Source organism: Pseudomonas sp. CGJS7, from assembly GCF_036961695.1.
In genome coordinates this window covers 73245-98912 of the sequence record NZ_JBAMDI010000014.1, presented here as the reverse complement: position 1 = coordinate 98912, position 25668 = coordinate 73245, and the positions used below count along the sequence as shown (strand labels likewise).

19 protein-coding genes and 2 tRNA genes are annotated in these 25668 nt (G+C 66.5%); 13 read left to right on the top strand and 8 right to left on the bottom strand.

Annotation, left to right across the window (positions count from 1 at the left end):
* Positions 1–450: 450 nt before the first annotated feature.
* Both V7787_RS11490 and V7787_RS11485 read right to left on the bottom strand, forming a co-directional pair.
* Complete coding sequence (locus V7787_RS11490) at positions 451–3789, bottom strand: hybrid sensor histidine kinase/response regulator (RefSeq protein ID WP_336088228.1); 3339 nt, start codon at positions 3787–3789, stop codon at positions 451–453.
* A 288-nt stretch (positions 3790–4077) separates the two neighbouring features.
* Positions 4078–6303, bottom strand: a complete 2226-nt coding sequence (locus V7787_RS11485; RefSeq protein WP_336088226.1) for a TonB-dependent receptor — start codon at positions 6301–6303, stop codon at positions 4078–4080.
* Positions 6304–6550: 247 nt separating this feature from the next.
* On the opposite strand from V7787_RS11485, the gene V7787_RS11480 reads away from it, so the two are divergent.
* The 7 genes from V7787_RS11480 (at position 6551) to V7787_RS11450 (ending at position 13972) form a co-directional block, all read left to right on the top strand.
* A complete protein-coding gene (locus V7787_RS11480) occupies positions 6551–7948 on the top strand; it encodes a GntP family permease (RefSeq protein WP_336088224.1) in 1398 nt (465 codons plus the stop codon).
* An 87-nt stretch (positions 7949–8035) separates the two neighbouring features.
* Positions 8036–8947 carry an STM4015 family protein gene (locus V7787_RS11475; protein ID WP_336088222.1) on the top strand — a complete coding sequence of 304 codons (912 nt, stop codon included), beginning with the start codon at positions 8036–8038 and terminating at the stop codon, positions 8945–8947.
* 3 nt (positions 8948–8950) lie between these two features.
* On the top strand, positions 8951–10072 hold the full coding sequence (locus V7787_RS11470; RefSeq protein WP_336088220.1) for an STM4014 family protein: 1122 nt from the start codon (positions 8951–8953) through the stop codon (positions 10070–10072).
* The gene (locus tag V7787_RS11465; RefSeq protein ID WP_336088217.1) at positions 10065–10898 is read left to right on the top strand and encodes an STM4013/SEN3800 family hydrolase; all 834 of its coding nucleotides are present in this window, start codon (positions 10065–10067) and stop codon (positions 10896–10898) included. Before V7787_RS11470 ends, V7787_RS11465 begins: the two co-directional genes overlap by 8 nt.
* Complete coding sequence (locus V7787_RS11460) at positions 10895–12277, top strand: STM4012 family radical SAM protein (protein ID WP_336088215.1); 1383 nt, start codon at positions 10895–10897, stop codon at positions 12275–12277. Before V7787_RS11465 ends, V7787_RS11460 begins: the two co-directional genes overlap by 4 nt.
* A gap of 2 nt (positions 12278–12279) precedes the next feature.
* Positions 12280–13146: an STM4011 family radical SAM protein gene (locus tag V7787_RS11455; protein ID WP_336088213.1), complete on the top strand. Its 867-nt coding sequence runs from the start codon at positions 12280–12282 to the stop codon at positions 13144–13146.
* A gap of 88 nt (positions 13147–13234) precedes the next feature.
* Positions 13235–13972: a hypothetical protein gene (locus V7787_RS11450; RefSeq protein WP_336088211.1), complete on the top strand. Its 738-nt coding sequence runs from the start codon at positions 13235–13237 to the stop codon at positions 13970–13972.
* A gap of 131 nt (positions 13973–14103) precedes the next feature.
* Here the strand turns inward: V7787_RS11450 and V7787_RS11445 are convergent, their stop codons facing one another.
* The 5 genes from V7787_RS11445 to ppsR form a co-directional block, all read right to left on the bottom strand.
* Complete coding sequence (locus tag V7787_RS11445; RefSeq protein ID WP_336088209.1) at positions 14104–15087, bottom strand: HNH endonuclease signature motif containing protein; 984 nt, start codon at positions 15085–15087, stop codon at positions 14104–14106.
* A 156-nt stretch (positions 15088–15243) separates the two neighbouring features.
* A tRNA-Glu gene (locus V7787_RS11440) sits at positions 15244–15319 on the bottom strand.
* 55 nt (positions 15320–15374) lie between these two features.
* Positions 15375–15450: transfer RNA gene (locus tag V7787_RS11435), tRNA-Ala, on the bottom strand.
* A gap of 22 nt (positions 15451–15472) precedes the next feature.
* Entirely contained in the window at positions 15473–16033 is a 561-nt protein-coding gene (locus V7787_RS11430; protein ID WP_336088207.1) for a DUF1249 domain-containing protein, read from the bottom strand.
* Positions 16034–16681: 648 nt separating this feature from the next.
* Complete coding sequence (ppsR, locus tag V7787_RS11425; RefSeq protein ID WP_336088205.1) at positions 16682–17503, bottom strand: posphoenolpyruvate synthetase regulatory kinase/phosphorylase PpsR; 822 nt, start codon at positions 17501–17503, stop codon at positions 16682–16684.
* A gap of 134 nt (positions 17504–17637) precedes the next feature.
* Here ppsR and ppsA point away from each other — a divergent pair, with 134 nt between their 5' ends.
* Together ppsA and V7787_RS11415 are read left to right on the top strand one after the other, a co-directional pair.
* The gene (gene ppsA / locus V7787_RS11420; protein ID WP_336088202.1) at positions 17638–20016 is read left to right on the top strand and encodes a phosphoenolpyruvate synthase; all 2379 of its coding nucleotides are present in this window, start codon (positions 17638–17640) and stop codon (positions 20014–20016) included.
* A gap of 7 nt (positions 20017–20023) precedes the next feature.
* Positions 20024–20986, top strand: coding sequence for a mechanosensitive ion channel family protein (locus tag V7787_RS11415; protein WP_336088199.1), 963 nt, complete (start codon positions 20024–20026; stop codon positions 20984–20986).
* A gap of 551 nt (positions 20987–21537) precedes the next feature.
* Here V7787_RS11415 and orn read toward each other — a convergent pair.
* On the bottom strand, positions 21538–22107 hold the full coding sequence (gene orn, locus V7787_RS11410; protein ID WP_336088197.1) for an oligoribonuclease: 570 nt from the start codon (positions 22105–22107) through the stop codon (positions 21538–21540).
* Between the two features lie 61 nt (positions 22108–22168).
* Between orn and V7787_RS11405 the strand changes: the two genes are divergently transcribed.
* From V7787_RS11405 to V7787_RS11390, 4 genes are all read left to right on the top strand, one after another.
* Positions 22169–22654 carry a DUF2721 domain-containing protein gene (locus tag V7787_RS11405; RefSeq protein WP_336088194.1) on the top strand — a complete coding sequence of 162 codons (486 nt, stop codon included), beginning with the start codon at positions 22169–22171 and terminating at the stop codon, positions 22652–22654.
* Between the two features lie 58 nt (positions 22655–22712).
* A complete protein-coding gene (locus V7787_RS11400; protein WP_336088192.1) occupies positions 22713–23195 on the top strand; it encodes a DUF2721 domain-containing protein in 483 nt (160 codons plus the stop codon).
* 689 nt (positions 23196–23884) lie between these two features.
* Entirely contained in the window at positions 23885–25021 is a 1137-nt protein-coding gene (locus tag V7787_RS11395) for a Cache 3/Cache 2 fusion domain-containing protein (protein ID WP_336088190.1), read from the top strand.
* Between the two features lie 45 nt (positions 25022–25066).
* A complete protein-coding gene (locus V7787_RS11390) occupies positions 25067–25657 on the top strand; it encodes a hypothetical protein (protein WP_336088188.1) in 591 nt (196 codons plus the stop codon).
* The last annotated feature ends 11 nt before the right edge of the window (positions 25658–25668 follow it).

Here is a 25668-nt window from a genome sequence, read left to right as displayed (position 1 = left end):
GGATTCCCGCCTTCGCGGGAATGACGTTCTGTGGAGATCGCGCTGAAGGCTCTTGGCGCTGGATTCCCACGCTCACGGGAACGACGTTCGGGGAGGATGTTCAGCTGCTTCAGACCCGACGCAAGCAAAACCCAAGCGCAGTGAAATCGACCTTCACAAATTCCCCCATCGCGCCGACACCCAATCGCCCTCGCACGCCGCTCACCTTCTCTCACCTCGCCCCACCATCGGATTCATCTTCGCCGACGTTCCACGCCCCCGAGGTTGTCCACACAGCCTGTGGACAAACCTGCGGACAGTGAGGTCGCGATCGGCCGCAACGCTTTGTGACATAAGCATTGCAATAGGTTTGGCCAAAAAATCGCCACGGAATTTTCTTGACATTTCCTCCACCCCGAGCCGTCATCGCCGACGTGCGCTGAGGCCGCCTTTCGCCGCCTCGCTGTAAGGTCAGCGCGACCCCGCGCCGGCCGCCAGCAGCCGGTCCAGCACCGACTTCAAGGCCAAGGGCTTGACCGGTTTGGCCAGCAGCGACAGCCCCGCCTCGTGCACGGCCTGGCGCACCTGGGCGCCGGCGTCGGCGCTGAGCAGCAAACAAGGCCGGGCGCCGAACTCCTCGCTCAGCCGCTGCGCCAAGGCCAGGCCGGTGTCGTCGTGGTCGAGGTGGAAGTCGAACAGCCACAACGCGGCCGGCTGATCGCGCATCGCCGCGCGCGCGGCTTCGCCGTCGGCGACCGCGTCGACCCGGCAACCCCAGCGCGCCAGCACTTCGCCCAGCGCCGCCAACGCCTGCGCGTCGTTGTCGACGGTCAACACCCGCAAACCGCTGAGCCCGGATCGGGCGCTGAGCGCCGCGGCCGGCGGCGAGGCCGTGCGCAATGCCGGCAGCCGCACGCCGAACGCGGTGCCGTGGCCGAGCCGGCTGTGCAAGGTCAACGGCGCGTCTAGCAATTGCGCGATGCGGTCGGCGATCGACAAACCCAGCCCCAGGCCCTGCCCCGGCGCATCGGGGCCGCGGCGGAACTCTTCGAAGATCGCCCGCTGCTGCGCCGGGTCGATGCCCGGGCCGGAATCGTGCACCCGCACTTCCAGCAGCGCGCCGCGGCGGCGCACGCCCAGCAGCACTCGCCCTTGCGCGGTGTAGCGCACCGCGTTGGCGAGAAAATTCTGCAGAACCCGGCGCAGCAGTTGCGGATCGCTGCGGGTCCAGGCGCGGGTGGCGACGTAACGGAAACGCAGGCCGCGCGCGGCGGCGATCGCGGCGAATTCGGCCGCCAGCGGGTCGAGCACTTCGCTGAGCGGAAACTCGCGCGGCTGCGGCACCAGTCCGCCGGCCTGCAAACGCGACATGTCGAGCAAACCGGTCAGCAGATCGCCGGTGGCATCCAGCGCGCCGCCGATCCGCGCGGCGGTGGCGCGCTGATCCGGATCGGCCAGTTGTTGGCTCAAGGAATCGGTGAACAATTGCGCGGCGTGCAGCGGTTGCATCAGGTCGTGCCCGACCGCGGCGAGGAAGCGGCTCTTGGCCTCGTTGGCGCGCTCGGCCTCGCGGGTCGCCACTTCCAGATCGGCGGTGCGTTCGGCCACGCGTTGCTCCAAGGTCTCGTTGGCTTGGATCAGCCCGGCCTCGGCGCGACGGAACGCGGTGACGTCGGTGAAGGTGGCGACGAAGCCGCCGCCGGGCATCGGGTTGCCGCGGATCTCGACGATGCTGCCGTCGGCCAGCACCCGCTCGGACAAATGCGCGGTGCCGGCGCGCATGAACGCCAGACGCCGTTCCAGCGCGGTGTCCAGATCGCCCTGCAGCGGCAGGCGCTGCATCGCCCAGCGCGCCAGGTCCTCGATCGGCCGGCCGACTTGCAGCAGTTCCGGCGGATAACCGAACAACTCGGCATAGCGCCGGTTCCACGCCACCAGACGCAACTGCGCATCGACCACGCTGATGCCCTGGCTCATGTTCTGCAACGCCGCTTCCAGCACGCGTTGGTTGAAGCGCAGATCCGCCGAGGCCTCGCCGACGATCGCCGCGACCGTATCCAGATCGCGCCCGGCTTCGCGCCGCGCCGCGTCCAGCAGCACCCGCGCCGAGGAAGAACCCAGCACCGCCGCCAACTCGCGTTCGACCCCGGCCTCCACCGCCGCCGCCACCGGCGCGCCCAGCGCCACGCCGTCGAGCAACTGCGCCACCCGTTCGCGCGGCAGAAAACGCAGGCCGGCATCGCGCAGCGTCTGTGCATCCAGCCCGCGGCGCGCATCGCGCGGCGCTTCGCGGCGACGCATCGCCACCAGCACCGTCACCAAGGCGCCGACGAACAGACTGGCGCCGACCGCGCGGCCGAGCCGGCTCCAGCCGGTCAGGCCGAACAAGCGTTCCGGCGCCAGCCATTGCCAGCCCAGCGGCCCCTCGTGCAACCACGCCGGCGCCGCGCCGCGCGCTTCGAACACCATCGGCAACAGCAACACCCAGGCCCACGCCGCGAAACCCGCGGCGATGCCGGCGATCGCCGCACGCGGCGGCGTCTGCGGCCGCCACACCGCGAACGCCAAGGCCGGCGCCAACGTCGCCAAGGCCGAGAAAGAAACCGCGCCGACATCGGCCAGCGCCTCGCTGCCCGCGATCAAGCGGCTGTAACCCCACGCCAGCAACATGATCGCGACGATGCCGGCGCGGCGCAGCGCCAGCACCCGGCCGCGCAGATCGCGATTGCGCGACCACGCGCCGCGCAACAGATTCGGCGCGAACCAATGGTTGCCGATCATCAGGCTCAAGGTCAGCGTGCTGACCACGACCATGCCGGTCGCGGCGCTGAGCCCGCCCAGAAACGCGAACAAGGCCAAGCCGTGATTGCCCTGCGCCAGCGGCAGCGCCAGCACGTACAAATCCGACGGCACCTGCGCGCCGAGCAAGGACTGGCCGACCTTGGCCAGCGGCAACACCGGCAGCGCGATCAGCAGCAGATACAGCGGGAACTGCCAACGCGCGGTACGCACGTCGCGCTCATCGCGGCATTCCACCACCGCCACGTGGAACTGATGCGGCAGGATGAACATCGCCAGCGCGCCCAACAGCACCAGCGGCGCGAAACCGGTCGCCTCCGGCGCGGGCGTAGGCGCGATCGCCGGCGCGGGCAAATCGCCCAGGCCGAACCAGACGAACGCGCCCAGCGCCAGCATCGCCGCCAGCTTGAACACCGACTCGAACGCCATCGCCAACACCAGCCCGCGATTGTGCTCGGCCGCGCTGGCCCGGCGCGTGCCGAACAGCATCGCGAACAAGGCCATCGCCAACGCCACGTACAGCGCGCTGTCGCGCCAGGCCGGCAACACCGCACCCTCGCTGGCGGGCGTGGTCAACACCGCGAAGCTCATCGCCACCGCTTTGAGCTGCAAGGCGATGTAGGGAATCAGACCGAGCGCGGCGATCAGGGTCACCGTCGCCGCCAGCCACGCGTCCTTGCCCAGCCGGGTCGCGATCAGATCGGCCAGCGAGGTCGCGTTGGTCTCGCGCGCCAGCTTGACCAGCCGGACCATGAAGCCCACGGCCAGGGCGTAGAACAGGATCGAACCGAGAAAGGTCGGCGGCAACGGCCAGCCGTAGCGCGCGGCCTGGGTGACGGTGCCGTAGAAGGTCCAGGAGGTGCAATGCACCGCCAGCGACAGCGCGTAGATGTGCCGCCAATGTTTGGCCAGCACGTTGGGCCGGCGCTCGGCGAACAGCGCCGTGCCGAACATCAACGCGAGCCAGGCCAGGCTGGCCAGGGCTACGGTGGTGAGGTTCAGCATGGGCATGCAGGCGGGCGCATCGGCGCAGGATAGTGGGAGGGGTGTGGTGGGAGCAAAAGCAAATCCCCCCTGCCCCCCTTTTTCAAAGGGGGGAACGGCAAAGGCACACGGGGTGCTTTACCCGGCAACGAGGCCTCAGCGCCGTCTCAACTACCCCATCACCCACCTAACGCGTTCCCCCCTTTGCAAAAGGGGGGGCCAGGGGGGATTTGCTCTTGCCCCTAAAAAACACGAGCCCGCGCTCAATGAGCGCGGGCCCGCCGCAGCGTCCAAGCCGCACTCCCCGTTTCGCGATCAGAAGTCGTACTTGACCGACAACGTGTACTGCCGCGGCGGCCCATAGAACCCGGTGTAAACACCCAAGGCCGAGTTCAAGCTGTAACCGGTGGTGCGGTATTCCTTGTCCGCCAGATTGCTGCCCTGCAACGACACCGTCCACGGCCCACCGCTCTTCCAGGTCACGCCCGCATTGACCAGACCGTACCCGTCCTGGGTGATCGGCAACGCGCCGGTGCGGACGATCTCGGTGGTGGCGACCACGTCGCTCTGATAGCTATACCCCACCCGCGCCGACAGATTGCCGCCGCCGGACAAATCGGTGCGGTACTCCACGTTCAACGCGCCGGAGAACTCCGGAGCGTTGGTGAATTCCTGCTCGCTGGCGATATTGACGCCGGCATACATGAACTCGTCGTACTTCGCGTCCAGCCACGCCAGGTTGCCGGAAATCAGCCAGTGCTCGCTCGGCAGCCATTGGTACTCGACTTCCAGGCCCTTCACCGTACCGGAACCTGCGTTGGTGAAATCGCCGAAGAACGCGTCGTTGGTGCCGTCGCCGTTGCTGTCGTAAGCGGTGAACACCGACAGCTGGATGTCCTTGTACTTGTTGTGGAAGTACGACAGGTTCAAGAACAGGCGCTGATCGAAGAACGCCATCTTGCTGCCGATCTCGTAGCTGTCGACCACCTCATCGTCGAACGGCTCGGCCGAACGCGGCACCGCCGCGGCTTGGGCGCGGATGTTGTAGCCGCCGGACTTGAAGCCGCGGGTGGCCAGACCGTACAGCAGGATGTCCGGCGCAATCTGATAATCCAGCGAGACCTTCGGCGAGGTGTTCTGGAAGTTGATCTTGCGGTCGAAGTTGGCCGCGATCACGCCGCTGGGCACGGTGAAGTTCGGGTCGCGATAACCCTGATTGAACACCTTGGCACGCTTGTCCTCATCGGTATAACGCGCGCCGACGTCGAGCTTGAGCTTGTCGGTCAGATCGAAGGTCCAATCGCCGTAGAACGCGATCGAATCGGTATAGACCGTGCCCTGGGTGTCGCCGAAGCTGAGGTTGAAGAAGTTGTTCAACACCTGCCCGCCGGCCTCGCCGTCGAAGGCGTACACGCCCATCACCCCGCGCGCGCGGCCGCCGCCGTCGTAGTTGAGCTGCAACTCGTGGCTGACCTGCTGATCGCTGTAGAACGCTTTCACGTCGGCGATCTTGTTCTGCAAGGTATCGAAATCGATGTTGGTCTCGGTGTCGGACTCGCGCTTGGCCAGCACGTACTTGACGCTCCAGTCCTCGTTGGCGCGCCAGTTGACCGTGGCCGAGGCGCCCTTGATGGTGGTGTCGTTGACGTTGGGCATGCCGCTGCGGATGTCGTAGCGGCTGTCCAGCGGCGCCACGCCCGGGGCGAACCGGTTCGGCGCCAGCATCTTGGCGCCGCGCACGCCGGACTGGTCGTCCATCCAATCGAACGCGAACTGGATGTCCAGCGCGTCGCTGACGTAGGCGCCGAGGCTGCCGCGCAAGGCCAGGATTTCCTTGTCGCTCACGTCCTGGCCGGTGACGATGTTCTTGCCGTAGCCGTCGCGATTGAGGCTGGCGACCGACAAGCGCCCGCGCAAGGTCGCATCGCCGCCCTGGGTCGCGCCGCCGATCGGCCCGGCCACCGCGGCCTTGACGTCGAGCTGGCCGTAGTTGCCGACCGACACCTGGGCGAAACCGTCGAACTGGGTCGGCAAGCCGCGCGAGACGTATTTGATCGCGCCGCCGATGGTGTTCTTGCCGTATAGCGTGCCTTGCGGGCCGCGCAGCACTTCGATCCGCTCGACGTCGAACACATCCAGCAAGGCGCCTTGCGGACGGGCGATATAGACATCGTCCATGTAGATGCCCACGCCCGGGTCCACGCCCCACAGCGGATCGGACTGGCCCACCCCGCGGATGTAGGCGGTGATGGTGCTGCTGGAACCGCGCGCGGCGTAGATGGTCAGGTTGGGAACTTGCGCGTCGAGATCGCTGAGGTCTTCGACGTTGAGCCGGTCCAGTGCCTCGGGCGTGAAGGCGGTGATCGCCACCGGCACTTCCTGCAAGGTCTCCTCGCGTTTGCGCGCGGTCACGGTGACCCCGCCCAGGGTCTTGGCTTGCGCGTCCGCAGCGGTGTCTTGCGCCCACGCCGTCGGCGCCACCAGCGCCGCCGCAATCGCCAGGCTCAAGCCCTGGCGTCGAATCTGCTTGCTCAACTTCACTCGGTTCTCCTCCCCAATCCCGTCCGGCCGCATCAAAGCCACCGTCGCCGTCGCATCCCTACCGCCCGCATTGCGCGGGCCGCCAGCGACGGTGGAGGCGCGCTCCCCCGTCATGGCGCACAGCCTATGAGACGCCGATCGCAGCCGGCAGCTGTACCTTCGGACAATGCCCCGCGCGCCCGCGCATTGCCGACACTGCGCGCAACCGGGCCAAGCCGCCCGCGTCGTCCGCTGGGGAATCGAATCGATGGCGTTTGTGATCGTGTTGGCCGCGCTGTGCTTTCTGATGTATGTCGCCTACCGCGGCCACAGCGTGATTCTGTTCGCGCCGGTGGCGGCGCTGGGCGCGGTGTTGCTGACCGATCCCAGCCTGGTCGCGCCGATGTTCACCGGCCTGTTCATGGACAAGATGGTCGGCTTTCTCAAGCTGTATTTCCCGGTGTTTCTGCTCGGCGCGATCTTCGGCAAGCTGATCGAAACCTCCGGCTTCTCCAAATCGATCGTCGCCGCGACCATCCGCCTGGTCGGACGCGAACGCGCGATGCTGGCCATCGTCGCGGTCTGCGCCTTGCTGACTTACGGCGGCGTGTCGCTGTTCGTGGTGGTGTTCGCGGTGTATCCCTTCGCCGCCGAGCTGTTCCGCCAAAGCGACATCCCCAAGCGGCTGATTCCCGGCACCATCGCCCTGGGCGCGTTCACCTTCACCATGGACGCGTTGCCGGGCACACCGCAGATCCAGAACATCATTCCCACCGCGTTCTTCGGTACCGACACCTGGGCCGCGCCGATCCTGGGCAGCCTGGGCGGCGTATTCATCCTGATCGTCGGCCTGCTGTATCTGAACTGGCGCCGGCGCGCCGCATTGAAAGCCGGCGAAGGCTACGGCCAGAACCTGCTCAACGAACCGGCGCCGTTCGTCGGCGGAAAACTCGCCCACCCCCTACTGGCGATCACGCCGCTGCTGTTGGTCGGCGTCTCCAACAAACTCTTCAGCACCTGGCTGCCGCAGGTCTACGGCAAGCAGCACAGCTTCGATCCGGCGGTGATCGGCGACGCCGCGCCGGTGGTCCAGGAGGTGTCGAAGATCGCCGCGATCTGGGCGGTCGAAGGCGCCTTGCTGATCGGCATCGCCGCAGTGCTCGCGTTCGCCTGGAAACCGGTGACGGCCAGCTTCGCCGAAGGCAGCAAGGCCGCCATCGGCGGCGCGTTGCTGGCGGCGATGAACACCGCCAGCGAGTACGGCTTCGGCGCGGTGATCGCGGCGCTGCCGGGCTTTTTGGTGGTCGCCAACGCGCTCGGCGCGATTCCCAACCCCTTGGTCAACGAGGCCGTCACCGTGACCGCGCTGGCCGGCATCACCGGTTCGGCCTCCGGCGGCATGAGCATCGCCCTGGCGGCGATGGCCGACACCTTCATCGCCAACGCCCAGGCCGCGGGCATTCCGATGGACGTGCTGCACCGGGTCGCGTCGATGGCCTCCGGCGGCATGGACACCTTGCCGCACAACGGCGCGGTGATCACGCTGTTGGCGGTGACCGGGCTCAGCCATCGTCAGGCTTACAAGGACGTCTTCGCGATCACGCTGATCAAGACCGCGGCGGTGTTCGTGGTGATCGCGACGTTCTACCTCACCGGCTGGGTCTGACCGGGCCAACGGCAGCGGCGCCGCTTACAACCGTCGCCGGTCCTTCTGTATGCTGCCGGCTACCTAAAGGCAGGCAAGGAGCCCCTCGTGACCATCGGCGAGTACTCGCAGATCTACCGCGGCAAACGCGTCGTCAACTTCCAGATGGGCGACACGCCCGCCGGCGGCGATGTGGTTTACCGCCTGACCCAGGACTACGACAGCGCCGAAAGCCAGCGCGAGTTGCTCGAAAGTTTCTTGTCGCAGGTCGATCCGGCCAGCCTGGAAGCGCTGATCATCGGCGCCTGGAGCGAGGCCCACGACGAAGGCCCGCAGGGCTACCTGGACACGCTGATCGAACGCCGCGCGCAACTGCCCGCGCTCAAGGCCTTGTTCATCGGCGACATGACCTACGAGGACTGCGAGATCTCCTGGATCATCCAGACCTCCTACAACCCGCTGCTGGCCGCGTTCCCGCAACTGCAATCGCTGCGCATCCGCGGCTCGACCAATCTGGAGCTGCAGGCGTTCCAGCACGAGGCGCTGGAAGAACTGGCGATCGAATGCGGCGGCCTGCCGTCGACGATCGTCGACGCCATCGCCGGCTCGACCCTGCCGGCCTTGAACCATCTGGAGCTGTGGCTGGGCAGCGACGGCTACGGTTTCGACGGCGGCCTGGCCCCGTATCAGAACCTGCTCGGCGAAATCGACCCGACCCGGCTGCGTTATCTGGGCCTGCGCGATTCGGAAATCAGCGATGAAGTCGCGGCCTGGGTCGCGCAACAGCCGTGGCTGGGTTCGCTGCGCACCCTGGATCTGTCGCTGGGCACCATCGGCGACGTCGGCGCGCAAGCCCTGGCCGAAAGCCCGTACCTGGGTTCGATCGAACGCATCGATCTGAGTCACCACTACATCTCGCCGCAGTGGCAGGAAAAGTTGCGCGCCCTGCCCTGCGAAGTGGTTCTGGACGATCATGAAGACGAGGACGACGGCGAGCGCTACGTCGCCGTAGCCGAGTAGCCCGTGGCCGATCCCGGCTGGCTGCTGATCGGCCCGCGCGGCAGCCGCCGGATCCTGGGGCTGCAACAGGCCCTGCATGAGCGCGGCCTGCCCGCGGCCGAAGAGCTGCATTACGAGCGCCTGCTGGAGGCGCCTGAGTTGGCCGCCGATGCGATCGCACGGCGGCCGCGTGCGCTGGTGAAGATCGAATCGACCGGCGAGGCGCCGCAGTTGCACACCGCGCTGATCGAGCGCGGCTGGCGCGCGCTCGGCCAACCCGGGCCGCGGCCGCGCGCGCTCGGTCACGGCGAACTGGCGTATCAGCATTACTGGTACGCCGGATTCCGCGCATTGCTGCAAGCCCTGCCGCGCGAGGCCAACTACCTCAACCCGCCCGACGACATTCTGCGGATGAGCGACAAGCACGATTGCCAGCAGTGGTTGCAGGCCCAGGGCGTTGCGATTCCGCCTTTGCTGGGCGACGTCGACGGCTACGCGCAACTGCGCGAACTCGGCAGCGGCCAGGTCTTCATCAAGGCCCGTTACGGCTCCTCCGGCGCCGGCGTGCTGGCCTATCGCCGCGACCGCCGCGGCCGCGAAGTGCTGTACGGCTCGGCCGAACTGGCCGACCACGAACGCGACGACCGCGACCAGCCCCGGATCTACAACTCGCTGCGCCCGCGCCGTTACACCGACCCGCGCCAAATCGCGCAAGCGGTCGACGCCGTCGCCGCGCAAGGCGCCTATGCCGAGCGCTGGATCGCCAAGCCGCGCGCGCCGGACGGCGCCGGCCATTACGACATCCGCGCCATCGCCCTGGACGGACGCGCGCGCCATCGCCTGGCCCGGATCAGCCGCACGCCGCTGACCAATCTGCATCTGGGCAACCGCCGCGGCGCGCTCGCCGATTGGCTCGACACGCAGACCGCGGGCCTGCTGGAAGACGCCACCGAACGCGCCGCCGCGGCCTTCCCGCGCAGCCGCATGATCGGCTTCGACCTGATCCTGCGCGACGGCCGCAGTTGGATTCTGGAAGCCAACGCCTTCGGCGATCTGCTGCTGAGCCTGCCGTGGCAAGGCCACAGCACCTACCAAGACCAAGCCGCGCTGTCCGCGCGCGCCCTGGCGGAGCCGGCCCATGCCTGAGTCCGGCGCCCGCTTCGACAACCCCGACATGCACGCGATCGTCGGTCACCGCGATCTGCTGCTGATCACCCTGGACACCTTGCGTTACGACGCCGCCCAGCACTGCTTCGAACGCGGCGAACTGCCGGTGCTGGGCCGCTATCTGCCGGCGCAAGGCTGGGAGCGACGCCACACCCCCGGCAGCTTCACCTACGCCGCGCATGCCGCGTTCTTCGCCGGCTTCTTGCCGACGCCCGCCCGGCCCGGCCCGCATCCGCGGCTGTTCGCGCTGGATTTCGAAGGCAGCGAAACCACCGCCACGGACACCTATGTGTTCCGCTACCGCGCCGACATCGTCTCCGGCCTGCGCGACGTCGGTTACCGCTGCATCTGCATCGGCGGCGTGGGATTCTTCAACAAGCGCAATCCCTTGGGTTCGCAGTTCCCGGATCTGTTCGACGAAAGCCACTGGCATCCGGACTTGGGCGTAACCGCGCCCGGCTCGACCGAACGCCAAGTCGCGCTGGCCTGCGAACGGCTGGCCAGCGATCAGGCGCGCGAACGGCGCTGCTTCGTCTTCATCAACGTCTCCGCCCTGCACCAACCCAATCGCCATTACCTGCCCGGCGCCGAGCACGACGGCTACGACAGCCACTGCGCCGCGCTGCGCTACGTCGACGGCGCACTGGCGCCGCTGTTCGCCGCACTGCGCGCGCGCGGCGGCGCCTTCGCCATCGTCTGCTCCGACCACGGCACCGCTTACGGCGAAGACGGCTACCACGGCCATCGCCTCGCCCACGAGACGGTGATGACCGTGCCCTACGCGCATTTCCTGCTCGATCCATGAACGCCATCGTCCAGACCGCCACTCCGCCCAGCCTCGCCGAACTGCTGCGCTTGCCGCCGTATCAGGCCTACTCGTACTCCTACCCGCACAAGACCGCGTACCGTCCGCTGCAACCGGCGCAATCGCTGGCCGAACTGTGGGCCGGCGAACGCCGCGACGCGTTGTTCCTGTACCTGCACATCCCGTTCTGTTCCTACCGCTGCGGCTTCTGCAATCTGTTCGCCCTGGCGCGGCCGGATGCGGCCAAGGTCGAGGCCTATCTGGGCCAGTTGGAACATCAGCTGCGCGCGACCGCGCAAGCCTTGGGCGATCATCGCTTCGTCCGCTTCGCCCTCGGCGGCGGCACCCCGAGCTATCTGGACAGCGAACAACTGCGGCGGGTCTTCGACCTGGTCGAACGCCACGCCAGCATCGACCTGCGCGCGGTCCCCGCCGGCATCGAGGTCTCGCCGGAAACCGTCGACCTGGACAAACTGCGCCTGTGCCGCGAACGCGGCATCGACCGGGTCAGCATGGGCATCCAGAGTTTCAGCGACGCCGAAGTGCGCACCCTGGTGCGGCCGCAGCAACGCGCGGTGGTCGAACAAGCGATCGATGCGATCCGCGCCGCCGGCATCGCCACGATGAACCTGGACCTGATCTACGGCATCGCCGGGCAGACCCAGTCGAGTTTCCTCGCCTCCATCGACAGCGCCCTGACCCACGCGCCGGAAGAAATCTACCTCTACCCGCTGTACGTGCGTCCGCTGACCGGATTGGGCCGGATCGAAGCGAAAAAGGGCGAACGCGGCGGCTTCGCCCTGCAACCCGAACCGCTCGACGACCGTCTGGCGTTGTACCGCGCCGGACGCGAACGCCTGCTCGCCGCCGGTTACCAGCAAGTGTCGATGCGCATGTTCCGCGCGCCGCACGCCCCGGACATCGCCGCGCCGGTGTACTGCTGCCAGAGCGACGGCATGGTCGGGATCGGCTGCGGCGCACGCTCGTACGCTTCCGGCCTGCACTATTCCAGCGAGTACGGCGTGGCCCGGCGCAGCGTCGCCGAGATTCTCGATCACTACCTCGCCCGCGAACCGGACTCGTTCGCCTACGCCGATTACGGCATCCGCCTGAGCGAGGACGAACAACGCCGCCGCCACGCGATCCAATCGCTGCTGATCCGCCCGGGCCTGGACCGCGTCGCCTACCGCGAGCGCTTCGGCGCCGATTGCCTGGACGACCTGCCGCAGTTGCGCGAATTGTTCGACCTCGGCCTGGCCGTCGCCAGCGACGGCTTGCTCGAACTGACCGAAGCCGGCCTGGCCCGCGCCGACACCATCGGCCCGTGGCTGACCTCGGCGCAGATCGCCGAGCGCATGCACGACTACCGGCTGGATTGAGCATGCTCGGGCCGAACGCGCATCTGTCGATTCTTTATCGCGGCCGCCTGAGCAGCTGCAATTACGACTGCGGCTATTGCCCGTTCGCCAAGACCTACGACACCCGCGCCGCGTTGCGCCGCGACGCCGAAGATCTGGCCCGTTTCGTCGATTGGGCGCAGCGGCAGGATACGCAGCTGTCGATCCTGTTCACCCCGTGGGGCGAAGGCCTGGTGCGTCGCCACTACCGCGAAGCGATGGTCGCCCTGAGCCAGTTGCCGCAACTGCGTCGGGTCGCGATCCAGACCAATCTGTGCATCGGCATGCGCTGGCTGGAGCAGGCCGATCTGAGCAAGCTGGCGCTGTGGTGCACCTACCACCCCAGCCAAGTCACCCGCGCGGCCTTCCTGGCGCGTTGCCGCGAACTCACCCGCCGCGGCGTGCGCCACAGCATCGGCATGGTCGCGATGCATGAGCACATGGACGAAATCGAAGCCATGCGCGCGCAGCTTCCGCCGACCACGCCGCTGTGGCTCAACGCCTACGACGAACGTCCGCCGGGTTACTACGACCCGGCCCAGATCGAACGCCTGCAAGCGATCGACCCGCATTTCCGCTACAACCTCGAACCCGCGCCGAGCCTCGGCGCGCCGTGCCTGACCGGCGAAAACGTGGTCTCGGTCGACGGCGACGGCGACGTGCGCCGCTGCCATTTCGTCGCCGAGCCGCTGGGCAACCTGTACGACGGCAGCTTCGCCGCGCAACTGCGCCGCCGCGCCTGCCCCAACGCCCGCTGCGATTGCTATATCGGCTACGCCCACCGCCCGGACCTGCCGTTCCAGCGCGACTACGCCGGCGGCGTACTGGAACGGGTGCCCTCGTTCGTCTAGCTGTAGCGGCGGCCGTCCACCGGCCCCTCCCACCCAGCGGCCGCTTCGAGCGGCCCTTAAGCCTCAATATTCCGCAAAGGATCGCAGCATGCCCCTCAACACCCTCCGCAACGCCCTTCTCGCCGCCCTGCTGATCCCGGCCGTGCTCGCACCGGCCTTGGAACCGGCGCACGCGGCCAAGCCGCCCAAGGCCGCCAAGTCGCGCGCGCCCAAGAACACCATGAAGCCCGAGCAGGTCGCCGAACTCTACGCCCGCGTCGCGCTCAGGCAGGACGTGGAAGCCGCCACCCAGCTCAACGCCTACCTCAAGCCGCAGTATTCCACCGGCGAAGCCTTCGACCTCACCGAACTGGCCGACACCAGCAGCCTGGAACAGCAGTACCAGGGCTTCGCCGACGCGATCCTGGAAGACATGCCCAAGGTCGACAAGAAAAAGGCCAAGCCCGCCATCGCCGCGTCGATCAAGCGGGTGAACCAGCTCGCCGCCACCGCCCAGTGCCGCGGCGTGTCGAACCAGGAAACGGCCAACGAACACGTCAAGAACGGCCGCATCAGCAACGTCGAACTCGAATGCACCGTGCCGGCGCTGAACGCGCGCCTGCAAGAGGTGCTGGCGGCCAAGGGCGACCCGGCCAAGCTCAAGACCAAGAAGCTGCTCGAAGCCGTCGCCGAATTCGACCGCTCGCTGAGCCAGCCCGCCACGCGCGCGATCCCGGCGACGATGACGCTGTATGCGCCGCGCAAGGGGCAGGAGTGGTCGACCGGCAGCTACAACGACATCCTGGAGACCGTGCACAACGGCATGTACGCCGCCTCGGCCGACTGAGTTCGAAGTCAGCCGCACTCAAGGCGGGCGACGGCGGTATCGCCGTCGCCCGTTTTGTCGACCCTCCATCCAGTCGCCTTGGCGCCCGACTGGCGCGAAATTCGACGCTTGCTCCCTCTCCGCCCTTCTAGTCAGCGCGGCGATTCGGCCCGCCCGCCAGTACCCTTGAATTGGCTCGCGAACGTGGATAGCTGCTCGTTGATCTTAGTGGCCTGCGGAGAAAGATGCGCCTCGCGGTGACAGTTAGGACAGAGCGCCACGCAGGTCCAGACGCGGTCGCTCTTGTCGACGCCAAGAATATGGTGGACATCGAGGAAGCCGCGGAAATCGCGCGATGCACCGCACCCTTCACGCTCGCAGCTGCCGCGCGCACGCGCGATTACCGCCGCACGCACTTTCTCATCGCGCTTGACATACGAGCGTACGACCTGGATTCGCACGGCCCCGTCGTTTCCAAGCAAGGCCGCGTCGATACCGAGCAGATCGTCGAACGTGTCGTCCGACGCAGGATGACCACCCGCCGGGCGTTCCTCCATCAGATCTACCACGCCCGGTCTTGTGCGCAGTACGTTTCGCAGTTCCGGAGCTTGCTCATCATGCAGCCACAGCGTCGGGCTCGAACCGTTCATGGCATGGTTCTTTCGCTTGTGCCTGAATCGGCCTTCAGCTATCAACGCCGCGCTGAGATCGCGCTGCGCCGCCCAGGCCTCGACCAGCTGAGCCAGCGGAATAAGCACAGCATCGCTGATGCGGTCCCCTTCTCGCTGAACTACCAGCGTATGGGTCGCGCCTTTAGCTCGGTCCCGCCTTACTTTGGCTTCCAGCGATTCGATCCAGTTCCCGTCCCGAATCTTCGATAGCAACTGCGTGGCTGAGTAGCGCTGCTGCTTGTGGTTGCCTTTCTCTCGATGCCAACACAGCCGGACATGAGCGGCGATCAGCTCGCCCGAAGGATTCCGGGCGCGAATGATCTGCTGCACGGTCTTCCCGAACGATCGTTGTTCATCGCTGATGGCGGTGAACCCGCGCGACTCGAGGAACGCAGGAATCATGCTGCGCGTGATCCCCTCCGCATCGAAGCTCTCATCCGAACGAAATATGCGCTTGGCGACCATTCCTTATCTCCCAAGGGGCCGTCGATCAGGTTGCCCTGCCGCCTGTTTTTCGACAATCGCCACGACCGCCTCGGCATCGCCGCGTTGAAGCCGAACACGCTCTTTCGCCCACGCAAAACGAATCAGGGCCCGGTTTCCCGAGCCCTGATTCGTGTTTGGCGTCCCCACGGGGATTCGAACCCCGGTCGCTACCGTGAAAGGGTAATGTCCTAGGCCTCTAGACGATGGGGACAAAACTGATTTGTACTTGCAGCTAACCCTTCAAAAACCCTTTCAATTCTGAAGAGTGGTGGAGCCAGCCGGGATCGAACCGGCGACCTCTACAATGCCATTGTAGCGCTCTCCCAGCTGAGCTATGGCCCCACGTGCTGGAAAGACGAACATCTTAGCGGCTATTCAGCGATGTCGTCAAGCGGTCATCGCTAAGTTTTTTTGCCGCTCCGGCTAAACCAGGTCCGTGTGGATCGGGTGAAGCCGGGTCGTGTTCGACGGGGCGCAATCTTGCCATGCCATGGCCACGTTCCGCTAGATACTCGAGCCACTTTCCTAAAAAAGTATTCATCCGCATCCGGTGACCGATCACTTGGGCCGGCGGCGGGTACATGCCGATGGCGTCCTGCCAGCGTCGGCCGACGTAGCAATGGGTGGCCTCGACCTGATGCGCATCGTGGTACAGGCGCAGATAGGCGGAGGGATCGGGCTCGCCGGTCAGCGGGTCCAACAGCGCATACGTCAAGCGCATTTCGGTGGTGTAGCGATGTTGCTCGATCACGTCCAGGCGCAAGTCCAGGCCGTCGCCGACGCTGGACAAGTAAGTGCCGCGCGCCAGTCCGGCCGGCGCGAACATGCGGGTGAGGCGTTCGTGGTTCTCGGAGTAAAGGCCCATCAGCCAACCGAAGCGGCTGAGTTTGGGGATGCGCGCGAAGCGGGAAGCGGATTGGCTCATGCACGCGATCCTACTCTTGTAAAGGCGCTCGCGGCAGGATTGACGAAACGGCCGAAAACCCTTAATTTATAGGCTCTTTCGCGATGCGCGCCGGAGCCTCCACGCAGGCTCGAACCGGCGGCCCATTCAGCCTTCGAGGCGACGGACTTCCCTGCTCTTTCTTGACCGTCCCGTGCGATGTCGTGGCGATGCGTGTTTGCGCGCCTGCCGCGCAACTCTTATCCATCATCGATGGCGCTTGAGCGGAACGTTGTGAGGTCGCCGATCGCGGTATGCCTTCGCTCGTCATCCCCGCGAACGCGGGGATCCAGGGCTTTATCGCGGCATGACTCTGAAGCCTCTGGATTCCCGCCTTCGCGGGAATGACGATAGGTAGCTGCTCAGCGCCTCTCTCAAGCAGCCATCCCCGCGAACGCGGGGATCCAGGGCTTTATCGCGGCATGGCTCTGAAGCCTCTGGATTCCCGCCTTCGCGGGAATGACGATAGGTAGCCGCGCGGCGTCTCTCTCAAGCCGCCATCCCCGCGAACACGGGGATCCAGGGCTTTATCGCGACATGTCTCTGAAGTCTCTGGATTCCCGCCTGCGCGGGAATGACGGCAGACGGGAGCGCGGTGGAACCACCCGCACCCCGCTCCCCCGCCCCAAGTCAGAACATCTCGCGATGAATCCCCAACGTCGTCAGCACCTTGCTGGCGATCTCCTCGATCGAGGTATGCGTCGTGCTCAACGTCGAAATCCGCTCGGCGCGGAACATCGTCTCGGCCGCGGCGACCTCGCGCTTGCAGGTGTCGAACTGGGCGTAGCGCGAGTTGGGCCGGCGTTCCTGGCGGATCTGCTGCAGCCGCACCGGGTCGATGGTCAGGCCGAACAGCTTGTTGCGGTAGGGCCGCAGCCGCGGCGGCAGGCGGTCGTGCTCCAGGTCTTCCTCGGTCAGCGGGTAGTTGGCCGCGCGCACGCCGTAATGCAGGGCCAAATACACGCAGGTCGGGGTCTTGCCGGCGCGTGAAACCGCTACCAGGATCAGGTCGGCGTCGTTGTAGTCCACGCTCTGGCCGTCGTCGTGGGTCAGGGCGAAGTTCATCGCGTTGATGCGCCGGTGATACGTATCGAAGTCGGCGATGCCGTGGGCCTGGCCGATCCGGCGCTGGCGGGTCTCGTGCAGCTCCCGCTCCAGCGGCTCGATGAACGGCGCGAATACGTCCAGCATCAGCGCCCCGCTCTCGGCCAGGGCCGCGCCGACCTCGCCGTCCATGCACGAATTGATCACCACCGGGCGCACCCCGTAGGTCACCGCGGCCTCGCGGATCTTGGCCGCGGCCTCCTGGGCGCGCTCGACGCTGTCGACGAAAGGCAGGCGGTCGGTCACGAAACGGGTTTCGGTGAACTGGGTCAGCAGACTGTGGCCGATGGTCTCGGCGGTGATGCCGGTGCCGTCGGAAACGTAGAAAACCGGGCGGGTTCCTGCCATCGATAACCTCTCGGGAAAGCTGCACCAATACGAAAAAGCCCGCCGGATCAAGCTTGTATGCCCCGGACGCACGGGCGATCATAGCGTCTTGGCCGCGCCCGACGCGTCCTCGCCCCCCACGGAGATAGTGTGTCTTGAACGAGAACATCCTCTGGCTGCACGCGCTGCGCCTCAACGACCTGGCCCGCGTAGGCGGCAAGAACTCCTCGCTTGGCGAGATGATCGGCAATCTGGCGAACCTGGGCGTATCGGTTCCCGGCGGCTATGCGACCACCTCGGAGGCGTTCAAGGCCTTCATCGCCCACAACAACCTGCACCAGCGCATCTTCGACAAGCTGGCCACGCTGGACGTGGAAGACGTCCCCGCGCTGAATCAGGCCGGCGGCGAAATCCGCGGCTGGGTCATCGACGCGCCGCTGCAGCCGGACCTGGACCAGGACATCCGCGCCGCCTACCGCAAGCTGTGCAGCGAAAACGGCGGCGGCGACGTGGCCGTGGCGGTGCGCTCCTCGGCCACCGCGGAGGATTTGCCCGACGCCTCCTTTGCCGGCCAGCAGGAAACCTTCCTCAACGTCACCGGCGAGGACGATGTCGTCCGCAAGGTCAAGGAAGTCTTCGCCAGCCTGTATAACGACCGCGCCATCGCCTACCGCGTGCACCACGGCTTCAAGCACGAAGACGTGTTCCTGTCGGCCGGCGTGCAGTTGATGGTGCGCTCCGACGTCGGCGCCTCCGGCGTGCTGTTCACCCTGGACACCGAATCGGGCTTCCGCGACGTGGTGTTCATCACCTCCAGCTACGGCCTGGGCGAGATGGTCGTGCAAGGCGCGGTCAATCCGGACGAGTTCTACGTCTACAAGCCCACCCTGAGCCAGGGCAAGCCGGCGATCCTGCGCCGCAGCGTCGGCGCCAAGCAGTTGCGCATGGTCTATTCCGACCAGCCCGGCGAGCGCGTGCGCACCGAGGACACTCCGGCCGATCTGCGCGCCAAGTTCTCGATCGACGATGCCGACGTGCATGAGCTGGCCAAGCAGGCGCTGGTGATCGAAAAGCATTACGGCCGTCCGATGGACGTGGAATGGGCCAAGGACGGCGTCAGCGGCAAGCTGTTCATCGTCCAGGCGCGCCCGGAAACGGTGAAGTCGCGCGGCAAGGCCACCCAGATCGAGCGCTACCAGTTGGAAAAGCGCGGCGAAGTGATCGCCGAAGGCCGCGCCATCGGCCAGAAGATCGGTTCGGGCGTGGCCCGCGTGGTGCGCAGCCTGGACGACATGAGCCGGGTGCAACCGGGCGACGTGCTGGTCGCCGACATGACCGATCCCGACTGGGAACCGGTGATGAAGCGCTCGGCCGCGATCGTCACCAACCGCGGCGGCCGCACCTGCCACGCCGCGATCATCGCGCGCGAACTCGGCGTGCCCGCGGTGGTCGGCACCGGCAATGCGCTGGAAACGATCAAGGACGGCGAAGTCATCACCGTCAGCTGCTCGGAAGGCGACACCGGCTACATCTACAACGGCGCCCTGCCCTTCGAGCGCCATGTCGCCGATCTGGACAAGATGCCGCCGGCGCCGCTCAAGGTGATGATGAACGTCGCCAACCCCGAGCGCGCGTTCGATTTCGCCATGCTGCCCAACGCCGGCGTCGGCCTGGCGCGCCTGGAAATGATCATCGCCAGCCACATCGGCATCCATCCCAAGGCGCTGCTGGACTACGCCTCGCAGGATGCGGCGACCAAGAAGAAGATCGACGAAAAGATCGCCAGCTACGGCGGCGATCCGGTGCAGTTCTACGTGGATCGCCTGGCCGAAGGCATCGCCACCATCACCGCCTCGTTCGCGCCGCATCCGGTGATCGTGCGTCTGTCGGACTTCAAGTCCAACGAGTACGCCAACCTGATCGGCGGCTCGCGTTATGAGCCGCATGAAGAAAACCCGATGATCGGCTTCCGCGGCGCCAGCCGTTACGTCGACCCGTCGTTCTCCGACGCGTTCGCCCTGGAATGCCAGGCGGTGCTGAAGGTGCGCGAGCAGATGGGCCTGACCAATTGCTGGGTCATGATTCCGTTCGTGCGCACGCTGGACGAAGGCCGCCGGGTGGTCGAGGTGCTGGAGAAGAACGGCCTCAAGCAGGGCGAGAACGGCCTGAAGATCATCATGATGTGCGAAGTGCCGTCGAACGCGTTGCTGGCCGACGAGTTCCTGGAGATCTTCGACGGCTTCTCGATCGGCTCCAACGATCTGACCCAGCTCAGCCTGGGCCTGGACCGCGATTCGGCGATCGTCGCCCACCTGTTCGACGAACGCGATCCGGCGGTGAAGAAGCTGCTGGCGATGGCGATCTCGGCCGCGCGCGCCAAGGGCAAGTACGTCGGCATCTGCGGCCAGGGCCCGAGCGATCATCCGGATCTGGCCGAGTGGCTGATGGAGCAAGGCATCGAGTCGGTGTCGCTCAATCCCGACACCGTGGTCGACACCTGGCTGCGTCTGGCCAAGGCGAAGGCCAAGGCCTGAGCGATCGATGGCGAAACAACCCGCTCAAGACGCCGCACAAGCGCTGGTGCCCAAGTCCCTGCTGGGACTTGAGGCCGGCTTGGACATCGACAAGCTGAGCGCCTGGGCGCAGAGCTCGGGGTTGAAGCTGCTCAGCGCGCTGACGGTGCTGCTGATCGGGCTGTGGCTGGCCAAGTGGCTGTCGCGCGCGCTCGAGCGCGCGATGACCCGGGCCAACATGGAAGTCACCTTGCGCGGCTTCCTGCGCAACATCGCCTACGCGGCGATGGTGGTGGTGGTCGCGGTCGCGGCCTTGCAGCAAGTCGGCGTGCCGATGACCTCGGTGCTGGCGGTGCTGGGCGCGGCCGGTCTGGCGATCGGCCTGGCGCTGAAGGACTCGTTGTCCAACATCGCCTCGGGCGTGATGCTGATCGTGCTGCGCCCGTTCCGCGCCGGCGATCACGTCCAGGCCGCGGGCGTGGAAGGCACGGTCGAGCAGATCCGGGTGTTCCAGACCCGCCTGCGCACCATCGACAACCGGGTCATCGTGCTGCCCAACAGCCTGATCACCACCGCGGTCATCATCAATTTCACCGCCAACCCCAAGCGCCGGATCGACCTCACCGTCGGCGTGGGTTACGACGACGATCTGAAGACCGCGAAGGACACCCTGCTGACGCTGGCCAAGGCCCACGCCAACGTGTTGCAGGACCCGGCGCCGGAAGTGCTGGTGACGGCCTTGGCCGAAAGCAGCGTCAATCTGGAACTGCGCGCCTGGGTCAAGACCGCCAACCTGATGCGCACCCGCAGCGATCTGGTCGAAGGCATCCGCAACGAGCTGATCGGCAAGGGCCTCAACATTCCGTACCCGCAGCGCGATCTGCACGTGTATCACCACGATGCCGACGGGCGGCCGATCGGCGAGGTGTTGACCAAGGCGGTGGCCGACGATGGCGATGTCGCGGCTGCGCCGGCCAAGCCGAAGAGTTGACGGCTCGCGTCGGCTAAGCGTCGCTCTGCTCCTGCCCGTCATTCCCGCATTGGCGGGAATGACGTTAAACAGTCGCATCGCGAATCTCCCAGATCGTCATCCCCGCGAACGCGGGGATCCAGGGCCTTATCGCGACATGACTCTGAAGTCTCTGGATTCCCGCCTTCGCGGGAATGACGATAGGTCGGTGCGCGGCAGCTCTCACAAGCCGTCATCCCCGCGAACGCGGGGATCCAGGGCCTTATCGCGGCATGACTCTGAAGTCTCTGGATGTTCGGCTCCGCCGAAGTGGAGCGGAGCCCGCCTTCGCGGGAATGACGATAGGCGGGTGCGCGGCAGCTATCACAAGCCGTCATCCCCGCGAACGCGGGGATCCAGGGCCTTATCGCGACATGACTCTGAAGTCTCTGGATTCCCGCCTTCGCGGGAATGACGTGAGGCAGGTTGCGTCGTGAATCTCCCAGGTCGTCATCCCCGCGCAGGTCGTCATCCCCGCGAACGCGGGGATCCAGCGACTTGTCGCGACGCCGCCAAGCACGCAATCGCCACCCTCACCCACCCTCGCCGCCCAACTTCCCCATCGCCGCGCGGTAATGCTTGAGCTCGGCGATCGAATCCATCACATCGCTCAGCGCCGTGTGCTTGCTGTCCTTGCCCAGCCCGGCCAGCACGTCCGGCGCCCAGCGGCGCGCGAGTTCCTTGATCGTGCTGACGTCGAGATTGCGGTAGTGGAAGTACTTCTCCAGCCGCGGCATGCAGCGGTGCAGGAAGCGGCGGTCCTGGCAGATCGAGTTGCCGCAGATCGGCGAGGTGTTGGGCGCGACCCATTGGGCGAGGAAATCCAGGGTCCGGCTCTCGGCATCGGCCATCGCCACGCCCTGCTCGATCACCCGCTTCCACAGGCCCGACTTGCCGTGCTGGTTGCGGTTCCATTCGTCCATCGCCTCCAGCCGCTCCAGCGGGTGGGCGATCGCCAGTTCCGGGCCCTCGGCCAGCACATTGAGCTGCGCGTCGGTGACCACGGTGGCGATCTCCAGGATCGAATCGCGGTCGGTGTCCAGGCCGGTCATCTCCAGATCGATCCAGATCAGCCGGTGCTCGTGCGCAGTCTTGTCGGTCATAGCCTCGCCGTCGTGTCCGTGTCGCGGCATCATAGCCCACCGCCTCCCCGATGCCGCCGCGATGAGCACCAGCGCCCCAGACGTCCACTACGCGATCCTGACCGCGATGCTGGCCCCGGCCTTCTTCCTGACCGCGACCGCCTCGCTGCTGCTGTCGGCCAACAACCGCCTGGCCCGGGTGATCGACCGCGCCCGGGTGCTGCTCAAGGAACTGGCCGAGACCGAGGACCCGGAAGAACGCGAGTTGGTCGAGCGCCACATCCTGCGGCAGAAGAAGCGCAGCCGCATCATCCTGCGCGGCAGCCAGCTGCTGTACACCGCGATCAGCTTCTTCGTCGGCACCAGCCTGACCGTGGCCGGCGACGCGGTGCTGGGCTACCGGCTGGGCCTGGTGCCGACCATTCTGGCCGCCTTCGGCGTGCTGGCGATGTTCGCCGCCAGCCTGCTGCTGGCGCGCGAATCCTCGCTGGCGGTCGAGGCGGTCAACGAGGAGATGGACCACGGCCACGCCAACGCGGTCAAGCGCTGGGCCAAGGCGCCGACCTGAATCGGGCCGCCGTCCGCACCGCCCTCGCCCGCATCCGCAGCCCACCCCGGAGTCCGCCATGCCCGACCCGCTGCAACTAAGCTCCCACTACACCGTGGTCTCGGCGATGATCACGCCGGCGTTCTTCCTGACCGCGACCGCATCGCTGCTGGTGTCCTCCAACAACCGTCTGGCCCGCGTGGTCGACCGCATGCGCCAGCAACTGGCGACGCTGGAAGACACCGTCGACGATCACGCGCGCCAGTATCTGGAAGCGCGGATCATCCTGCATCGGCGGCGGGTGCGGCTGATCCTGATCTGCCTGCAGTTGCTGTACGCGGCGATGACCGCCTTCGTCGCCACCAGCCTGTCGATCGGCATCGATCAATTCACCGATTACCGACTTCGCGGCGTGCCCACCGGCCTGGCCATGTGCGGGGTGTTGTTCGTGTTGGCCGCGTCGATCAATCTGGGCCGCGAAGCGCGCATGAGCGTGAGCATGCTCGACGCGGAAGTGAAGCGCGAGTTCGATCGCGACAACGGACGCAAGAAGCGCGACTGAATCAGAACGACGTCGCACTATCGAAATCCGCTCCACGACGTCGACGACGGATTCGGGTATGCGGCGTTTGAGCGGCGAATCGATTCCGCCGCAAATCAGGGAAATTCGCGGGCCGCGTCGACAGCAGCGTACTCCGCCGCACGCAAACTTCGGCAACGCAAACGCAACCGTCGTGCGAGCGCGGATGCGACCGACATCACTCGGCGAGCGTCGCCCTCGCCGAGCCGGCGTCCGCGTCGCGTGTCCGCCAGCACAGACCGCATGAGCGCTCCTCACAGTTAGCCGTCGCCGCCGGCGACAGCCGGGCGACAGGAATTCTTTCTGCGACTGTCCTCACGAATCGCGGCGCACCGACCCGGATATGCTGCGCCGCACTCAACAAAAGCCAACGCAGTTCCGCGTGATAACACAATCACCCTGTTTCACGCGCGACGCGCAAGCGACCCACCGCAACCGCCCCGCCATCGCACCGCACCAGCGCAGGCCCGCTTCCATAACGCCGACGCGGTACCGTCGATGCGAGCTAAGGTCGCATTGCACAACAAAAATCGATGCCGCTACCTTACCGCTGCCGTCGGGCGGTAGTTGCGCGCATCACGCTCCGGGCGCTCAGGCGCATCGTCCGCGGATCCGCTTAGCCGCGGTTCGGATCGCACTCATTCATCAACGCGCTTCAGGGGAATAATCCGATGTTTCTTCACTCGTTGCGGGTGCGCCTGCTGCTGCCCGTATTGGCGCTGGTGCTGGTGTCGGTGGTCGCGCTGACCATCGTGCTGGCGGTGCTGCAGGCGCGCCACGTGCGCGAGGACGCGGCCCAGTCGATCGAACGCCGCACCCTGGCGCTGCAGAGTCTGTTCGGGGTCACCCGCTCGATCATGCTCGACCGCACCCACGACGCCATGCGCCTGTTGCGCAGCGAAGGCCGCCGCTACGGCTCGGCCAACCTGGGCGGGCGCGTCACCGTCGGCGGCCGCACCACCAACGATCTGGTCCTCGGCGGCGTGTCGCAGGCCAACAACTTCGCCCTGGTCGACGGCGTGACCAGCATCGCCGAAGGCACCGCCACCTTGTTCGCCCGCGACGGCGAAGACTTCGTGCGCGTGGCCACCAACGTGCGCAAGGACGACGGCAGCCGCGCGATCGGCACCCAGCTCGATCCGCTCGGCCAGGTGATCCCGCACATGCGCAAGGGCGAGAACTTCTACGGCGTGGTCGACATTCTCGGCACGCCTTACGTCACCGGCTACGAGCCGATCTTCACCGACAACGACAGCCTGCGCCCGATCGGCGTGTGGTACGTCGGCTACAAGACCGACCTGAAGGTGCTGTCGGAAGTCGTCGACGCCAGCCAGGTGCTCGACTCGGGCTTCATCGCGGTGTTCGACAGCAAGGACAAGCTGCGCTTTCACTCCAAGGTGGGCGCCACCACCGATCCGGGCGAGATCACGCGCATCGCCGCCGAAAACCCGGGCGACTGGGTGGTGAACCGTCAGGAGGTGCCGAACTGGGGCTTCAGCCTGGTCGCGGCCTATCCCAAGAGCGACGTCAACAAGGCGATCTGGCGCCAGTCGCTGTGGATCGGCGGCATCGGCCTGCTGGTGTGCGTGCTGATCCTGGGCCTGCAGTGGGGCCTGATCTGGAGCCGCGTGCTCAAGCCGATCCAGCACCTGACCACCGTCGCCGAAGAACTCAGCGTCGGCAAATGGGGCCACACCATCGACGAGACCGAGCTCAAGGACGAAATCGGCAAGCTGGCCCGCGCCATTTCGCGTCTGTCCTACAGCGTGCGGGTGGCGATGGAGCGGTTGGCCAAGCTCTCGCGCTGACCGCCGTCTCTTCGCACGCCGATCTAAGGACTCAGGGAGCCCGGCATGAGCAATGAGTTCCGACCGCTGGTGCAGGTGCTGCGCGAGCTCAAGACGCTGGCGCAGAAGCGCTCCTCCGGCTTCGCTTACCTGGTCACCGAAGACAATCACTCCTGCATCGTCCGCCTGCACAGCGGGCAGGTGCAGGAAGTGGTGTACCGGATGCTGCGCAACGAAGAAGCGGTGCAACGCCTGTCGATGGTGTCCTCGGTCAAGATGCGCTTTGAAAGCAGCGGCATCTCCGCGCTGCCGGCCGGGCGCGCGCCGCTGAGCGAGTCGTCGGTGGAATGGCTGCTGGGCGGGTTCGAGCAGGATCTGGGCGGGCAGCAATACGCCGCGCCGTCGGCGCCCGCGCCGGCCGCCGACGGCACAGCGCCGCCGGAAGTGGTGGTCAATCCGCGCGTGCGTCAGGCCTTGGAACAAGTGGCGCTGAACTATCTCGGCCCGATCGCCGGGCTGCTGTGTCAGGAAGCCTTCGATGCCACCGGCGGCGATCCGCAGCGCGCGATCGCCCAACTCGCCGGGCAGTTGTATTCGCAGCAGGAAGCGCAACGCTTCAGCGAGGAAGCGCGCGCGGCGGTCGCCGCGGTGCGCTGAAGCGCCGCCGT

Excerpts from the sequence above, each read along its gene's own strand:
- V7787_RS11445 (WP_336088209.1), bottom strand. The coding sequence starts at position 15,087 with ATGGTCGCCAAGCGCATATTTCGTTCGGATGAGAGCTTCGATGCGGAG.
- V7787_RS11460 (WP_336088215.1), top strand. The coding sequence starts at position 10,895 with ATGAACGCCATCGTCCAGACCGCCACTCCGCCCAGCCTCGCCGAACTG.
- V7787_RS11465 (WP_336088217.1), top strand. The coding sequence starts at position 10,065 with ATGCCTGAGTCCGGCGCCCGCTTCGACAACCCCGACATGCACGCGATC.
- V7787_RS11450 (WP_336088211.1), top strand. The coding sequence starts at position 13,235 with ATGCCCCTCAACACCCTCCGCAACGCCCTTCTCGCCGCCCTGCTGATC.
- V7787_RS11490 (WP_336088228.1), bottom strand. The coding sequence starts at position 3,789 with ATGCCCATGCTGAACCTCACCACCGTAGCCCTGGCCAGCCTGGCCTGG.
- orn (WP_336088197.1), bottom strand. The coding sequence starts at position 22,107 with ATGACCGACAAGACTGCGCACGAGCACCGGCTGATCTGGATCGATCTG.
- V7787_RS11415 (WP_336088199.1), top strand. The coding sequence starts at position 20,024 with ATGGCGAAACAACCCGCTCAAGACGCCGCACAAGCGCTGGTGCCCAAG.
- V7787_RS11390 (WP_336088188.1), top strand. The coding sequence starts at position 25,067 with ATGAGCAATGAGTTCCGACCGCTGGTGCAGGTGCTGCGCGAGCTCAAG.
- V7787_RS11430 (WP_336088207.1), bottom strand. The coding sequence starts at position 16,033 with ATGAGCCAATCCGCTTCCCGCTTCGCGCGCATCCCCAAACTCAGCCGC.
- V7787_RS11455 (WP_336088213.1), top strand. The coding sequence starts at position 12,280 with ATGCTCGGGCCGAACGCGCATCTGTCGATTCTTTATCGCGGCCGCCTG.
- V7787_RS11400 (WP_336088192.1), top strand. The coding sequence starts at position 22,713 with ATGCCCGACCCGCTGCAACTAAGCTCCCACTACACCGTGGTCTCGGCG.
- ppsR (WP_336088205.1), bottom strand. The coding sequence starts at position 17,503 with ATGGCAGGAACCCGCCCGGTTTTCTACGTTTCCGACGGCACCGGCATC.
- V7787_RS11395 (WP_336088190.1), top strand. The coding sequence starts at position 23,885 with ATGTTTCTTCACTCGTTGCGGGTGCGCCTGCTGCTGCCCGTATTGGCG.
- V7787_RS11405 (WP_336088194.1), top strand. The coding sequence starts at position 22,169 with ATGAGCACCAGCGCCCCAGACGTCCACTACGCGATCCTGACCGCGATG.
- V7787_RS11480 (WP_336088224.1), top strand. The coding sequence starts at position 6,551 with ATGGCGTTTGTGATCGTGTTGGCCGCGCTGTGCTTTCTGATGTATGTC.